Here is a 14,305-nt window from a genome sequence, read left to right as displayed (position 1 = left end):
CGCCCAGCATGTAACCCGGTTAGCGCTATCAGTAAAGCGTGCTCGAACGGTGGCGCGGCAGTCGGGGCAGGCGCGTTGGCAAAACGTCCGGAGGTGCCGCGCGGTTGCGCAGCGATGCGCGGGGCGGCCTCGATTTCCCCGCTTCCCCTTGCCGGGTCACGCGCGCTATAGGGGCGGCATGAGCTCTGATACCCTTCCAGTCGTCCGCCTGACGCCCAAAGCCAATGCCCGAGCCATCCGCCGGGGCTTTCCGTGGATCTATGCCAACGAGCTGGTGCTCGACCGGCGCACCAAGGGGCTCGCGCCCGGCACCATCGCGGTGCTCGAGGATGGCGAGCGCAAGCCGGTGGGGCTGGTGGGCGTCACGCCCGCCTCCAAGATCGCCGGGCGGATGCTCGAGCGCGACACCGATGTCGAAATCGGGCGCGACTGGCTGATGGCAAAGCTGACCCGCGCGCTCGAGCTGCGCGAGCGGCTGTTCTCCACGCCGTTCTACCGGCTGGTCCATGCCGAGGCCGACGGTCTGCCCGGCGTCATCATCGACCGCTTCGGCGACACCTGCGTGGTGCAGCCCAACGCCGCCTGGGCCGAGGCGCTGCTGCCCGAGCTGACCGAGGCGCTGGCCGAGGTCACCGGGGTGGTCAACATCCTCAAGAACGCCGGCTCGCGCGGGCGCCAGCTCGAGGGGCTCGACGATGCCGACGCGGTGCTGCTGGGCGCCGCTCCCGAGGCGCCGCTGCCGGTCGAGATGAACGGCGCCACCTACATGGCCGACCTCACCGGTGGGCAGAAGACCGGCCTGTTCTACGACCAGCGTCCCAACCATGCCTTCGCGGCGCGGCTGGCGCAGGGGCAGCGCGTGCTCGACATCTTCAGCCACGTGGGCGGCTTCGCGCTGGCGGCACTTGCAGGCGGCGCGAGCGAGGCGCTGTCGGTCGACGGCTCGGCGCCGGCGCTGGCGCTGGCCGAGGAGGGCGCGCGCCGCATGGGCGCCGCCGAGCGCTTTGCCACCCGTCAGGGCGATGCCTTCAGCACCCTCACCGCGCTTGGCGAGGAGGGCGAACGCTTCGGCCTCGTGATCTGCGATCCGCCCGCCTTTGCGCCCGCCAAGCCGGCGCTCGAGGCGGGCCTGCGCGCCTACGAGAAGGTTGCGCGGTTCTCGGCGCCGCTGGTCGAGGAGGGCGGCTATCTCGTGCTGTGCTCCTGCTCGCACGCGGCGGACCTGTCGAGCTTCACCGGCGCCTGCCTGCGCGGCATCGGCCGGGCCGGGCGGCGCGCGCAGCTGATCCACACCGGCTTTGCCGGGCCGGACCACCCCCTGATGCCGCAACTGGCCGAGAGCGGCTATCTCAAGGCGCTGGTCTTCCGCCTGTGAAAGTGCTGCTCGACACCTGCGTGATCTACCCCACGGTGATGCGCGAGGTGCTTCTGGGCGTCGCCGCGCAGGGCGTGTTCGAGCCGCTCTGGTCGGCGCGCATCCTCGAGGAATGGGCCCTGGCCTCGCGCAAGCTCGGCCCGATGGGCGAGGTGCAGGCGCGCGGCGAGATCGCGCAGGTGCGGGCTGCCTGGCCGAAGGCCGAAGTGCGCTGGAAGCCGTCGCTCGAGCAGCGGCTGTGGCTGCCCGATGACAACGACATCCACGTGCTCGCCGCCGCCGTGGCGGGCAGCGCCGATGTCATCGTGACCGAGAACGCCAAGGATTTTCCGCGCGGCGTGCTGGCCGAGGAGGGCGTGTCTCGCGTTGATGCCGATGGCTTCCTGCGCGGCCTTTTCGAGGCGCAGCCGGGGCTGGTGCGTGAGGCCTGCGACAGCGTGCTCTCCGAGGCGCGCCGGCTTTCGGGTGAGGACTGGACGATGCGGTCCCTGCTCAAGAAAGCGCGGCTGCCGCGCCTTGCCAAGGCGATGGAAAAGGCGGCCGAGGCCGGCTGACATCGTCCCTGCGCTTGCCGCGACCCGATGGCGCTGGTAATCGCTCCCGAAATTCCGATATCTTTGCTCGGAAAAGACGGAAGGCAGGCACGTGCAGACACCCCGGCTGGAAATCCGAAATCTCGTGCGTCGCTTCGAGGGGCGCCGGGTCGTGGACGACGTGTCCCTGACAATCCAGCCCGGTCATGTCACCTGCCTGCTGGGGCCGTCGGGCTGCGGCAAGTCGACGACGCTGCGGATGATCGCGGGCGTCGACATGCAGGACGAAGGCGAGATCCATGTCGACGGCACTCTGATCTGCGACACCGTCTTCCGCATTCCGCCGGAGCGGCGCCAGATCGGGCTGATGTTTCAGGACTTCGCGCTGTTCCCGCATCTCGCGGTGGGCGACAACGTGGCCTTCGGGCTGAAGGGCAGCAAGGCCGAGAAGCGCCGCCGCGCCGGGGAACTGCTCGAGCGGGTGGGGCTGTCGCACTATATCGACGAGTTTCCGCACCAGCTTTCCGGCGGCGAGCAGCAGCGCGTGGCGCTGGCCCGCGCACTGGCGCCGCGGCCCAAGATCATGCTGATGGACGAGCCGTTCTCGGGGCTCGACAACCGCCTGCGCGACGGCATTCGCGACGAGACGTTGGCGCTGCTGAAGGAAGAGGGCGCCTCAGTCCTGCTGGTCACGCACGAGCCGGAAGAGGCGATGCGCATGGCCGACGAGATCGCCCTGATGCGCGACGGGCGCATCGTGCAGCGCGGCGCACCCTACAACATCTACAACAACCCCGCCGACAAGGCCGCGGTGGCGTTCTTCAGCGATATCAACGTGCTGCGCGGCGAGGTCCGTGGGGCGCTCACGCAGACGCCGTTCGGCGCGTTCCTCGCGCCCGGTGTGCCCGATGGCGGGCAGGTCGATATCGTGTTCCGGCCCCAGCATGTCAGCATCGACTTCGACCGCAATGGCCGCGGCCCGAATCCGACCGAGCTTGCCGGTACGCCGGCGCGCGGCGTGGTCGAGCGGGCCCGCTTCATGGGGTCGGAGAGCCTTGTCGAGTTCCGCATGGATTTCAACGACGAGGTGCTGAAAGTCACGGTGCCCAACGTGTTCATTCCGAAGCCCGGCACGCCGATGTGGCTCACCGTGCGGCGCAACCGCTGCTTCGTCTTCCCGGTGAAGGGCTGACGCGGGGGGCGGCAGGTCTGGCGCGCCAGATCCTCGCGCGCCGCGACCGCACCGGGGCGGCGTTGATGCCAGACGCGACGGCGCCGGACCTTATCTCTCGCAGGCAGGCCGCCGCCGCGCGGAAAGCACCTGACCCCGCGCAATCGCTCAGCGCAGGGGCTAATGCTCGGCATGCCCGAAATCGACCATCGGACCCGTCGGACCAGCCCTTGAGCGGCAGTAAGGGCAGGTCGCAGGCGAAAAACCGGGGGCGACGGGGTTGAAACGCCCCCAGCGGGTATGTTGTCACCGCGGGTCATGACCGAGAGACCGCCCGAGAGGACTCCGATGACCGACCTGACGATCCGACGCAATGTCGAGAACGACCTCGCCCCGCTGGCCCGGCTGCTCGCCGATCCCGACGCGATGACGCTGGTGAACCCCAATGCCAAGCAGCCCTTCGACCCGGTCGAATGGCAGGAGAAATGGCTGGGCGAGATGCACGACGAGGATTTCTACCTCGTCGATGCCGATGGCACCGAAGTGGGCTTTTTCGCCCTTCGCGTGGGCATCGGCCCCGAGGTGCGCCACCTGACCTATGTCTTCGTCGCCGAAGAGATGCGCGGCGGCACCGGCCACCTGCTGGCCAGCTGGATCGAGCAGGCGGCGCGTGATCTGGGCGCGCTCACCATCACGCTGAAATGCGAGACCGACAACGTCCCCGCCATGCGCATCTACGAGGCCGCGGGCTACGAGGTTCTGAGCGAGAAGAACGGCATGGCGACCATGCGCCGCGATCTCGACTGAGACCTGTCCGCCATCGCGCGGGAGGCGGGCGGTCGAGGCGACCGCGCCCGCCTTTGGCCGAAATCGCCGTTGCGTGTTAACATTTGTTACCTGTCAGGAACGCGGGCGCTGGGGGCACGTTGGGCGCTGCATCGATGGTATAGCAGATGGAGGTGCCCTTATGTGGGACTGGATCACACAAAACTCGGGCGGGCTCAGCGCCATCCTGAACGCGGCGATGCTGGCGGTCTGGATCGCCTACCTGCAACTGTTCTTCGTCAGCTTCCGCCGCTCGAACCGCACCGTGATCCATATCGGCATGGCCGGGGAACGGAACGGTGACGCGCGCTGTCTGGTGACCAACATGGGCTCGGACACCGCCTATGTGCTGGCGGTCAAGATCGACCTCGACTTCGGCGAGGAGACACGCTCGGCGCTGGTCACCGACCGGATCGAGGACGACGACCCTCTGGGCGGTGATTTCCGCGAGAAGACCAACCAGGGGCCGTTGGGCGGGGGCGAGGTGCTCGATATCGGCTCGCTTGGCCGCATCGTGAAGCGCGCCGCGCACCGCACCGGAGAGGAGCTGTCGCTCAAGGAGTGCCGCGCCGTGACGCTTACGGTGATGGTTGCCGCCCAGCAGGCGCACCAGATGTCGGGCGGCTACAAGCGCTACGAGATCGAAAGCGGCGACGACGGGGAAATGTGCTTCCGCTCCGAGGACGTGCTCACCCGGCAGATCCACGGCCGCCGCCAGCGCCACGCGCTGCGCGACATGATCACCGCCTAAGCCGCCTCAGCGACCCTGCCGGCGCGCCATGAAGGCCAGCCGCTCGAAGAGATGCACGTCCTGCTCGTTCTTCAGAAGCGCGCCGTGCAGCTTCGGCAGGGCACTGGCGCCGTCGCGCTTGAGATCCTCGGCGTCAAGATCCTCGGCCAGCAGCAGCTTCAGCCAGTCGAGCACCTCCGAGGTCGAGGGTTTCTTCTTCAGACCCGGCTGCTCGCGCAGTTCGTAGAACTGGGTCAGGGCCGAGGTGAGAAGGGTGGGCTTGATGTCGGGGTGGTGGACCTCGACGATCTTGCGCAGCGTGTCCTGGTCGGGGAACTTGATGTAGTGGAAGAAGCAGCGCCGCAAGAAGGCGTCGGGCAGCTCTTTCTCGTTGTTCGAGGTGATGATCACGATGGGCCGCTGGCGGGCCTTCACGGTCTCGCCGGTTTCGTAGACATGGAACTCCATCTTGTCGAGTTCCTGCAGCAGATCGTTGGGGAATTCGATATCCGCCTTGTCGACCTCGTCGATCAGCAGCACCAGCTTCCCCTCGGCCTCGAAGGCCTGCCAGAGCTTGCCCTTGCGGATGTAGTTGGCGACGTCATTGACCTTTTCGTCGCCGAGCTGGCTGTCCCGCAGCCGGCTGACCGCGTCGTACTCGTAAAGCCCCTGCTGCGCCTTGGTGGTCGATTTGACGTTCCACTCGATCATCGGCAGCCCCAGCGACCGCGCCACCTGCCGCGCCAGCTCGGTCTTGCCGGTGCCGGGTTCGCCCTTGACCAGAAGCGGCCGCTCCAGCGTGATCGCGGCGTTCACCGCCATGGTCAGATCGTCGGTCGAGACGTAATCGTCGGTGCCGTCAAAGCGCATCGTGGTCTCCGGAGTGGTTTCCCGATAGGGGATAAAGACCGGACTGCAGCCATGCAAGCGTGCAGCAGGGGGCTCGCTGCCGATGCACCCACTGCTTGCGCGGGCGCTGGCCTGACGCGCTCGCCGCGGCGCTGCTCTGGCCGCACCGATCGTCGGGCCGGATGGACAAGGTGCTGCGCGCGTCGCGGGGAGCACGCCCGCAAACATGCCTCGCGGATGTCGGTTTTTCGAGCAAAAACAGGACAATCTCCGGGTTGCCGCGGCATTGTCAAACCGCCCGATGAGGGGCGGCGATCACTTGGTGTGCGAATGGCGCGATTCAACCCCGCGCCGTGTGATTGTGTAGTGACAACCTGCCGGCCTTGGGATACTTCCAGCCTCGCAAGGGGTGCCGGCGCTGTTCAGGGTCAACCGAAACGGTGGATCGGCTTTTCAGAGGGAGCAGAAATGAAGCCCGAAACCTTTCTACCGGACGACTATCGTCCCGCCGAGGACGAGCCGTTCATGAACGACCGTCAGCTCGAATATTTCCGCCGCAAGTTGATTGCCTGGAAGAACGACATTCTTGCCGAAAGCCGCGACACCATCGAGGCCCTGCAGGAAGCCACCCGCAACATCCCCGACGTCACCGACCGCGCCAGCGAAGAAACCGACCGTGCGCTCGAACTGCGCACGCGGGACCGCCAGCGCAAGCTGGTGTCCAAGATCGACTCGGCCCTGCGCCGCATCGACGAGGGGGAATACGGCTATTGCGAGGTCACCGGCGAGCCGATCTCGCTCAAACGCCTCGACGCCCGCCCGATCGCGACCATGAGCCTAGAGGCCCAGGAGCGTCACGAGCGCCGCGAGAAAGTGCATCGCGACGACTGACCCCGGCGGGCGGCCAATTTCGGGCCGGCCCGGCGAAGGACACGATACGCAGAGCGCCGGGGCCACGCCTCGGCGTTTTGCGTCTTCGCCCCGGCCTGCAGAGGGCCGGCGGCGCTGAAGGAGAGACGGCATGGGGCTGAAGGGCCTTGAGATCATCGTCGCGGGCGGCGGCATCGGCGGGCTGGCAGCGGCCCTCGCGCTGCGCCAGCGCGGCGCCGAGGTGCGGGTGCTGGAACAGGCCGGTGCCATCACCGAGGTTGGCGCCGGCATCCAAGTGAGCCCGAACGGCCTGCGGGTGATCGAGGCGCTGGGCCTGGGGGAAGCGCTGCGCGCGCGCTCCTGCCGCGGTCGGGCGGTGCGGCTGCGCGACTACCGCGACGGCGCCGAGGTGACGCGGCTCGATCTCGACCGACTGCCGCCCGCGCAGGGCTACTACTTCGTCCATCGCGCCGATCTGATCGAGCTTCTCGCCGACGCGGCGCGCGAGGCCGGCGTGACCATCCGGCTGTTGCAGAAGGTCACCAGTGTCAGGCCGGGGCCGCGACCGGAGCTGTCGCTGGCCAATGGCGACAGGGTTTGCGCCGATCTCGTCATCGGCGCCGATGGGCTGCACTCGGTGATCCGCGGCGCTTTGAATGGCACTGCGTCCCCCACCTTCACCCGTCAGGTGGCGTGGCGCGCGGTGATCCCGAACCTGACCGGCCACCCGCCCGAGGCGCAGGTGCATATGGGGCCGGGCCGGCACCTGGTGAGCTACCCGCTGCGCGACGGTCTGAGCGTCAATATCGTGGCCGCACAGGAGCGCGACAGCTGGGCCGAGGAGGGCTGGTCGCACGAAGATGCCCCCGCCAACCTGCGCGCCGCTTTCGCGGGCTTCGGCGGAGATGTTCCGGTAATGCTGAACGCGGTCGACCGGGTCGGGCTCTGGGGCCTGTTCCGCCACCCGGTGGCCTGCCACTGGTATGACGAAGGGCTGGCGCTGCTCGGTGACGCGGTGCATCCGACCTTGCCGTTCATGGCGCAGGGGGCGAACATGGCGCTTGAGGACGCATGGAGCCTCGCGGCAGCGCTCGACAACGAACCGGAGATGGGCGCGGCGCTCGCCTCGTATCAGGAGCGCCGGCGCCCGCGCTGCGAACGCATTGTCGCCGCCGCCAATGGCAATGCGTGGAAGTATCACCTGCGCAATCCCCTGATCCGCGGCGTTGCGCATTTCGGCCTCGGGCTTGCCGGTCGCCTTGCGCCGGAGCGCCTGATGCAGCAGTTCGACTGGATCTACGGGTACGACGTGACCGCGCGGGACGGCTGACCTCTCGCTCACCTCAGGCGCGGCGCCCGGTCGCAATGGCCGGCCTGCCTCCGGCGGGAGTATTTTTGACGAAGAGAAGCCAGGGGCGCAGCGCTCCTGGCTTCGTTGGTTTTCAAATACCTCGGGGGTGAATTGGCCGAAGGCCAAGAGGGGGCAGAGCCCCCTCTCTTCTTCCAAATAGAAGCGCACCCACGGTGCGACAGGGGACAGCGTCCTCCCCTAAAAAAGCGCACCTACGGTGCGACAGGGGGCAGCGCCCCTCAGTCGCTGCCCGAGCCGTAAAGCGGCACGGTCGAGATCGCGAGCTTGGCCGATCCGTCCACAAGCTCGTTGGCATGGACGAGGTAAATCAGCGTCTGGTTGTCCTCGTCGAAGATCCGCTTCACCCGGAGGCTCTTGAAGATGATCGAACGCGACGCGCTGAACACGTCCTCGCCATCCTCATCACGGTCGATGTCACCCACGGTGATCGGTCCGGTCTGCCGGCATGAGATCGAGGCGTTCGAGGGGTCCTCGAACCAGTTCCCTTTGGACAGACGGTCGAACAGACCCCGGTCGAAGTAGGCGACGTGGCAGGTCACACCCTCGACCTTGGGGTCCGCGACCGCCTCGATCAGGACGTCATTGCCGGTCCAGTCGACCCCGACCTCGCCAACCTGTTCGGCCTGGGCCATCAAGGGGGAAAGGCAGAGCAGGGCGGCGAGGCGGAGCGATGTCATTGGCTTATTCCGGTGCGCGATCAAAAGACCACGCAACCATGGTCGCCGGCATCCGGTTTGTCACCGGTGATGTTGGCCTTGGCAATCTCGTAGAGGAAGCTCGCGCCACCATCACCGGCCCAGACCTCGGCCTCGTGCGGGGTGAACTTCACCAGCTGTACGGCCTCGTCGTCGCGGCCATCCTCGAACCAGGCGGCGGCGAAGGCGTTCCACAGCTCGTCGAGCTTGTCGCTGTCATTCACCACGGCCAGCTTGCCGAACACGTTGGCATAAAGATGCGCCTTCGAATCGGCGACGTGGAACGACGCCTCGCCGCCGCTCTTGGCGGCACGGTCGGCGGCGCTGCCCTTGGCGGTGATGAACCAGATCGCCTTCTCCTCGGGGTCGCCCTGCGGCGACATCGGCACCGGGCGCTCGCCGTCGGCGGCCAGCAGGCCGGCCCGCACGTCTTTCAGTTGGCTCCAGAATTCGGCTTTGAGATCCTTGGACATGATGCCCTCCTAAGTCTTTGTTCACCGCCCCAACGCGGGCCGGGCCGGGCGCGTTCCGTGTCGTCGCGTCGGCGCGACAAGGACGGGGCTTGACGGCTGCGGGCAGGCGGGCATAGATTTGAACAAGCGTTCAATAACCGCCGGGAGGAGGGCTGGAATGTTCAACGCGGTCATGAGCTTTGATCTGGGCGAGGATGTGAATGCGCTGCGCGAGATGGTGCATCGCTGGGCCCAGGATCGGGTGAAGCCGATGGCAGCCGAGGTCGATGCCTCGAACGCCTTTCCCAACGAGCTGTGGGCCGAGATGGGCGAGCTGGGCCTGCTCGGAATCACCGTGCCGGAAGAGTTCGGCGGCGCCGGCATGGGCTATCTCGCCCACGTCATTGCGGTCGAGGAGATCGCCCGCGCCTCGGCCTCGGTGTCGCTGTCCTACGGCGCCCATTCCAATCTCTGCGTCAACCAGATCAAGCTGAACGGCTCGGAGGAGCAAAAAGCGAAATACCTGCCCGGGCTGGTCTCGGGGGAGCACGTCGGCGCACTGGCGATGTCGGAGGCCGGGGCGGGCTCGGACGTGGTCAGCATGAAGCTGCGCGCAGAAAAGAAGAACGACCGCTTCGTGCTGAACGGCAACAAGTACTGGATCACCAACGGCCCCGATGCCGACACGCTGGTGGTCTATGCCAAGACCGACCCCGACGCGGGTTCGAAGGGCATCACCGCCTTCCTGATCGAGAAGAGCATGACCGGCTTTTCCACCAGCCCGCATTTCGACAAGCTCGGGATGCGCGGCTCGAACACCGCCGAGCTGATCTTCGACGATGTCGAGGTGCCGTTCGACAACGTTCTCGGCGAGGAGGGCAAGGGCGTGCGGGTGCTGATGTCGGGGCTCGATTACGAGCGCGTGGTGCTCGCGGGCATCGGCACCGGGATCATGGCGGCCTGTCTCGACGAGATCATGCCTTACATGGCCGAGCGCAAGCAGTTCGGCCAGCCGATCGGAAGCTTTCAGCTCATGCAGGGCAAGATCGCCGACATGTATACGGCGATGAACTCGGCCCGGGCCTATGTTTACGAAGTCGCCAAGGCCTGTGACCGGGGCGACGTGACCCGGCAGGACGCGGCGGCCTGCTGCCTGTATGCCTCCGAGCAGGCGATGGTTCAGGCACATCAGGCGGTGCAGGCGATGGGCGGCGCGGGCTTCCTGTCCGACGCACCGGTGGCGCGACTGTTCCGCGACGCCAAGCTGATGGAGATCGGCGCCGGCACATCCGAGATCCGCCGGATGCTGGTTGGACGCGAACTCATGGCGGCGATGGGCTGAGCCATGGTCCGCGCACAAAAAAGGAGCCCCGCATGGGGGCTCCGAAGTCGGTCGAAAAGGATGGTGCGCTCAGAAGCGCACGATGTAGCTCGCGCCGATGACCCACGGGTCGACCTCGACGGTGCCGATGTCGGTGCCGTCCAGATCGACATCGAGATCGATGTCGATGTAGCGCGCGTCGAGACGGATCGCGCTGGTCTCGGTCAGGGCGTAGTCGAAGCCGATATGGCCGGCCCAGCCCCAGCTGTCCTCGACATCGAGGCCGGAGATCTGCTGGTCATCGAGCGACAGAACGGTGGTGTAGTTCACACCGAGGCCGACGAAGGGGGTGAAGCCGGTTCCGGTCTGGAAGTGGTAGTTCATCGACACGGTGGGCGGCAGGTGCTTGACGTCGACGGCCTGCTCTCCGTTCACCTCGACCTTCTGGGTGAAGGGCGTGGCGGCCAGAACCTCGATGCCGAGGTTGTCCATGATGAAGTATTCGAAGGTCAGCGACAGCTGGGTGTCGCCCAGAACTTCGGTGTCGAGCGCGCCGTCGAGCAGGCTGCCGTTGTCGTCGGCGGGGTTGACCCATGCGAGGCCGAAGCCGAGCGTCATGTCGCCCTTGGATTGCGCAAGCGCCGCGGTGGAGGTCATCGCAAGCATGGCGGCGGTGAGGAGGAGCGTCTTTTTCATATCAGTGCCCATTGGTTCGTTTCCCCGTCGTCTTGCACCGAGTCGGGGTCGGAAAAGGTTGATCTGCATCAAGTGGATAGGGGGCACCACGCGGCTGTTGCAAAAGGGTCATATCCTGATTGTGGAATGTACGTTTCCCCGCAACTCGGAGCGCCGTCATGACGGGGGCCACGCGGGACATACTGGCGCGCGCAGTGCTCGCGCGCGGGGTCGGATATGACGGCCTGAGGGCCGCGTTTCGCTGGCCCGCAGAGGCGCAGGTCAACCTTGCCACCGAGGTCTGCGACAGCTGGGCGGCGGCCTTTCCCGCGCGGACTGCGATCGTCGATCTGCGCGGCGAAACGCCTGTGTCCGTCAGCTACGCGGCGCTGCAGCGCCTGTCGCAGCAGGTCGAAGCCTGGCTGAGGGCGCAGGGCATTGCGCGCGGCGACCGGGTCGGGGTGCTGCTCTCGCAGGGGCCGCTCTGCGCGGCGGCGCATGTGGCGGTCTGGCGGATGGGGGCGATCTCGGTGCCGCTGTTCAAGCTCTTCCGGCACGATGCGCTGGCCTCGCGCCTCGCGGACAGCGGCGCGCGGGCGGTGGTGAGCGATGACGAAGGGGCGGCCATGCTCCGCGCCTTCGACGTGGCTGTGCTCACCGAGGAGGCGCTGCCCGAGCCGGTTGCCCGGCCTGCCGAGGCCACCGGGCCGCGCGATCCGGCGGTGCTGATCTATACATCCGGCACCACGGGGCGGCCCAAGGGCGCACTCCACGGACACGGCGTGCTGGCCGGTCACATGCCGGGCGTCGAAATGAGCCACGATCTGCTGGGGCAGGAGGGTGATGTGCTCTGGACCCCGGCGGACTGGGCCTGGATCGGCGGGCTGTTCGACGTGCTGATGCCGGGGCTCTATCTCGGGGTGCCGGTGGTCGCGGCGCGGATGGCGCGCTTCGACGTCGACGCGTGCCTGCGCATCTGCCGCGAGGGCGCCGTGCGCAACGTGTTCTTTCCACCGACCGCGCTGAGGATGCTGAAGGCCGCGGGGGCCCGGATCACCGGTCTGCGCTCGGTGGCCAGCGGCGGAGAGCCGCTCGGCGCCGAGATGCTGGCCTGGGGGCGCGAGGCCTTCGGTCGCGAGATCAACGAGTTCTACGGCCAGACCGAGTGCAACATGGTCGCCAGTTCCTGCGCGGCGCTGTTCCCGGCGCGCCCCGGCTGCATCGGCAAGCCGGTGCCGGGGTTCCGCATCGGCATCGTCGACGAGGACGGCAACGAGGTGACGGGCGAGGGCGACGTGGCCATCGCGCGGGGCGCGGGCTCGATGATGCTGGGCTACTGGAACGCGCCCGAGGAAACCGCGAAAAAGTTTCGCGGCGACTGGTTGGTGACGGGGGACCGGGGCGTCTGGGAGGACGGCTATCTGCGCTTTGTCGGGCGCGAGGACGATGTCATCACCTCGGCCGGCTACCGCATCGGCCCGGCGGAGATCGAGGATTGCCTGCTGACTCATCCCGGCGTCGCGACGGTCGGGGTGGTGGGCAAGCCCTGCGCCCTGCGCACCGAGCTGGTCAAGGCGTATGTCGTGCGCAAGCCGGGCCACGATCCGAGCGCCGAAGAGCTTCAGGCATGGGTCAAGGACAGGCTCGCAAGCTATTCCTATCCAAGGGAAATCGGGTTCCTAGATGCGCTGCCGATGACGGTGACGGGCAAGGTGATCCGCAAGCAACTCAAGGCCCGCGCGGCCGCCGAAAGCGAGGCCGAAGCGGCCGGGGAGGTTTCATGAAACTGGCGTCAACGGCAATCCCCTCGTCGGAGGGTTTCACCGCCAACCGGGCCGCCCATCTCGAGGCGCTCGAGACGGTGCGCGCGGCGGCGGAGCTGGCAGCGGCCGGCGGCGGGGAGCGGGCGCGCGAGCGGCACCTCTCGCGCGGCAAGATGCTGCCGCGGGAGCGGGTATCCAACCTGCTTGATCCGGGCTCGCCTTTCCTCGAGATCGGGGCGACGGCGGCGCACGACATGTATGACGGCGCGGCGCCGGCGGCCGGGGTGATCGCCGGCATCGGGCGGGTGAAGGGCCGCGAGGTCATGGTGGTGTGCAACGACGCGACGGTGAAGGGCGGCACCTACTACCCGATGAGCGTCAAGAAGCACCTGCGCGCACAGGAGATCGCCGAGGAGAACCGGCTGCCCTGCGTCTACCTCGTGGACAGCGGCGGCGCCAACCTGCCGAACCAGGACGAGGTCTTCCCGGACCGCGACCATTTCGGCCGGATCTTCTACAACCAGGCGCGGATGAGCGCGAAGAACATTCCGCAGATCGCCGTGGTGATGGGCTCGTGCACCGCGGGGGGCGCCTACGTGCCGGCGATGTCGGACGTGACCATCATCGTGAAGGAGCAGGGCACGATCTTCCTTGCCGGGCCGCCGCTGGTGAAGGCGGCGACGGGCGAGGTGGTGAGCGCCGAGGATCTCGGCGGCGGTGACGTGCACACGCGGCTTTCGGGCGTGGCCGATTACCTCGCCGAGGACGACGCCCACGCGCTGGCGCTGGCGCGCCGGGCGGTGGGGTCGCTGGGCGGCAGCGCCGGCGCGGAGGTGCTGCGAGAGACGCCGGAGGCGCCGGCCTACGATCCCGAAGAGATCCTCGGGGTGGTCCCGGGCGATCTGCGTACCCCCTATGACATCCGCGAGGTCATCGCGCGGCTGGTGGACGGCTCGCGCTTCGACGAGTTCAAGCCGCGCTACGGCGAGACACTGGTGACGGGCTTTGCCCATGTGGACGGCTGGCCGGTGGGGATCATCGCCAACAACGGCGTTCTGTTCTCGGAGGCGGCGCAGAAGGGCGCGCATTTCGTCGAGCTCTGCTCGCAGCGCCGCATCCCGCTGGTCTTCCTGCAGAACATCACCGGCTTCATGGTGGGGCGGAAATACGAGAACGAGGGCATCGCGCGGCACGGCGCCAAGATGGTGACCGCGGTGGCGACGACCAGCGTGCCGAAGATCACCATGCTGGTGGGCGGCTCCTTCGGGGCGGGAAACTACGGCATGGCGGGGCGGGCCTATCAGCCGCGCTTCCTGTGGAGCTGGCCCAACAGCCGGATCTCGGTGATGGGCGGCGAGCAGGCCGCGGGCGTGCTGGCCACGGTCAAGCGCGACGCCATCGAGCGCAGCGGCGGCGACTGGTCCGCCGAGGACGAAGCGGCGTTCAAGCGCCCGACCATCGAGATGTTCGAGCGCCAGTCGCATCCGCTCTACGCCTCGGCCCGGCTCTGGGATGACGGGATCGTCGATCCGCGCAAGTCGCGCGAGGTGCTGGCGCTGTCGCTCTCGGCCAGCCTCAACGCGCCGATCGAGGAGACCCGCTTTGGCGTGTTCCGGATGTGAGCCGGTGCCGGCGTCGGGCCGCCCCGGTGGCGGCGCTCCCGCCCGCCCACCC

General features: G+C 67.7%; 14 protein-coding genes. 10 read left to right on the top strand and 4 right to left on the bottom strand.

The genetic code is table 11. The features are described 5' to 3' along the window. The first annotated feature begins 178 nt into the window (after nucleotides 1-178). The 5 genes from LCM15_RS06630 (at nucleotide 179) to LCM15_RS06610 (ending at nucleotide 4,655) form a co-directional block, all read left to right on the top strand. Nucleotides 179-1,375: an RSP_2647 family RNA methyltransferase gene (locus tag LCM15_RS06630; RefSeq protein ID WP_224854629.1), complete on the top strand. Its 1,197-nt coding sequence runs from the start codon at nucleotides 179-181 to the stop codon at nucleotides 1,373-1,375. Beyond that, the gene (locus tag LCM15_RS06625) at nucleotides 1,372-1,929 is read left to right on the top strand and encodes an RSP_2648 family PIN domain-containing protein (protein WP_224854627.1); all 558 of its coding nucleotides are present in this window, start codon (nucleotides 1,372-1,374) and stop codon (nucleotides 1,927-1,929) included. The genes LCM15_RS06630 and LCM15_RS06625 overlap by 4 nt, the downstream gene beginning before the upstream one ends. 91 nt (nucleotides 1,930-2,020) lie before the next feature. Continuing rightward, on the top strand, nucleotides 2,021-3,100 hold the full coding sequence (locus LCM15_RS06620) for an ABC transporter ATP-binding protein (protein ID WP_224854626.1): 1,080 nt from the start codon (nucleotides 2,021-2,023) through the stop codon (nucleotides 3,098-3,100). Between the two features lie 327 nt (nucleotides 3,101-3,427). Beyond that, complete coding sequence (locus LCM15_RS06615) at nucleotides 3,428-3,886, top strand: GNAT family N-acetyltransferase (protein ID WP_224854624.1); 459 nt, start codon at nucleotides 3,428-3,430, stop codon at nucleotides 3,884-3,886. A gap of 160 nt (nucleotides 3,887-4,046) precedes the next feature. Then, entirely contained in the window at nucleotides 4,047-4,655 is a 609-nt protein-coding gene (locus LCM15_RS06610; RefSeq protein ID WP_224854622.1) for a hypothetical protein, read from the top strand. A gap of 6 nt (nucleotides 4,656-4,661) precedes the next feature. On the opposite strand, the gene LCM15_RS06605 is transcribed toward LCM15_RS06610, so the two are convergent. Next, the gene (locus LCM15_RS06605) at nucleotides 4,662-5,504 is read right to left on the bottom strand and encodes an AAA family ATPase (RefSeq protein ID WP_224854621.1); all 843 of its coding nucleotides are present in this window, start codon (nucleotides 5,502-5,504) and stop codon (nucleotides 4,662-4,664) included. 447 nt (nucleotides 5,505-5,951) lie between these two features. On the opposite strand from LCM15_RS06605, the gene dksA reads away from it, so the two are divergent. Both dksA and LCM15_RS06595 read left to right on the top strand, forming a co-directional pair. Beyond that, nucleotides 5,952-6,374, top strand: coding sequence for an RNA polymerase-binding protein DksA (gene dksA / locus LCM15_RS06600; RefSeq protein ID WP_007799358.1), 423 nt, complete (start codon nucleotides 5,952-5,954; stop codon nucleotides 6,372-6,374). Nucleotides 6,375-6,504: 130 nt separating this feature from the next. After that, entirely contained in the window at nucleotides 6,505-7,683 is a 1,179-nt protein-coding gene (locus LCM15_RS06595; RefSeq protein WP_224854619.1) for an FAD-dependent monooxygenase, read from the top strand. A gap of 260 nt (nucleotides 7,684-7,943) precedes the next feature. Here the strand turns inward: LCM15_RS06595 and LCM15_RS06590 are convergent, their stop codons facing one another. Then, a complete protein-coding gene (locus LCM15_RS06590) occupies nucleotides 7,944-8,402 on the bottom strand; it encodes a CreA family protein (protein WP_224854618.1) in 459 nt (152 codons plus the stop codon). A 20-nt stretch (nucleotides 8,403-8,422) separates the two neighbouring features. Next, on the bottom strand, nucleotides 8,423-8,893 hold the full coding sequence (locus tag LCM15_RS06585) for a pyridoxamine 5'-phosphate oxidase family protein (protein WP_224854616.1): 471 nt from the start codon (nucleotides 8,891-8,893) through the stop codon (nucleotides 8,423-8,425). A gap of 157 nt (nucleotides 8,894-9,050) precedes the next feature. On the opposite strand from LCM15_RS06585, the gene LCM15_RS06580 reads away from it, so the two are divergent. Next, nucleotides 9,051-10,214, top strand: coding sequence for an isovaleryl-CoA dehydrogenase (locus LCM15_RS06580; protein ID WP_224854614.1), 1,164 nt, complete (start codon nucleotides 9,051-9,053; stop codon nucleotides 10,212-10,214). Between the two features lie 69 nt (nucleotides 10,215-10,283). Here LCM15_RS06580 and LCM15_RS06575 read toward each other — a convergent pair whose 3' ends face one another. Next, complete coding sequence (locus LCM15_RS06575) at nucleotides 10,284-10,889, bottom strand: OmpW/AlkL family protein (protein ID WP_224854613.1); 606 nt, start codon at nucleotides 10,887-10,889, stop codon at nucleotides 10,284-10,286. A 158-nt stretch (nucleotides 10,890-11,047) separates the two neighbouring features. On the opposite strand from LCM15_RS06575, the gene LCM15_RS06570 reads away from it, so the two are divergent. Together LCM15_RS06570 and LCM15_RS06565 are read left to right on the top strand one after the other, a co-directional pair. Further along, the gene (locus LCM15_RS06570) at nucleotides 11,048-12,652 is read left to right on the top strand and encodes an AMP-binding protein (protein ID WP_224854611.1); all 1,605 of its coding nucleotides are present in this window, start codon (nucleotides 11,048-11,050) and stop codon (nucleotides 12,650-12,652) included. After that, nucleotides 12,649-14,253 carry a carboxyl transferase domain-containing protein gene (locus LCM15_RS06565; RefSeq protein ID WP_224854609.1) on the top strand — a complete coding sequence of 535 codons (1,605 nt, stop codon included), beginning with the start codon at nucleotides 12,649-12,651 and terminating at the stop codon, nucleotides 14,251-14,253. The genes LCM15_RS06570 and LCM15_RS06565 overlap by 4 nt, the downstream gene beginning before the upstream one ends. Nucleotides 14,254-14,305: the final 52 nt, after the last annotated feature.

It is taken from the genome of Salipiger bermudensis (assembly GCF_020171625.1).
Classification (GTDB): domain Bacteria; phylum Pseudomonadota; class Alphaproteobacteria; order Rhodobacterales; family Rhodobacteraceae; genus Salipiger; species Salipiger bermudensis_B.
The sequence above is the reverse complement of the archived record's forward strand: the minus strand, read 5'-3'. Positions and strand labels throughout refer to the sequence as shown.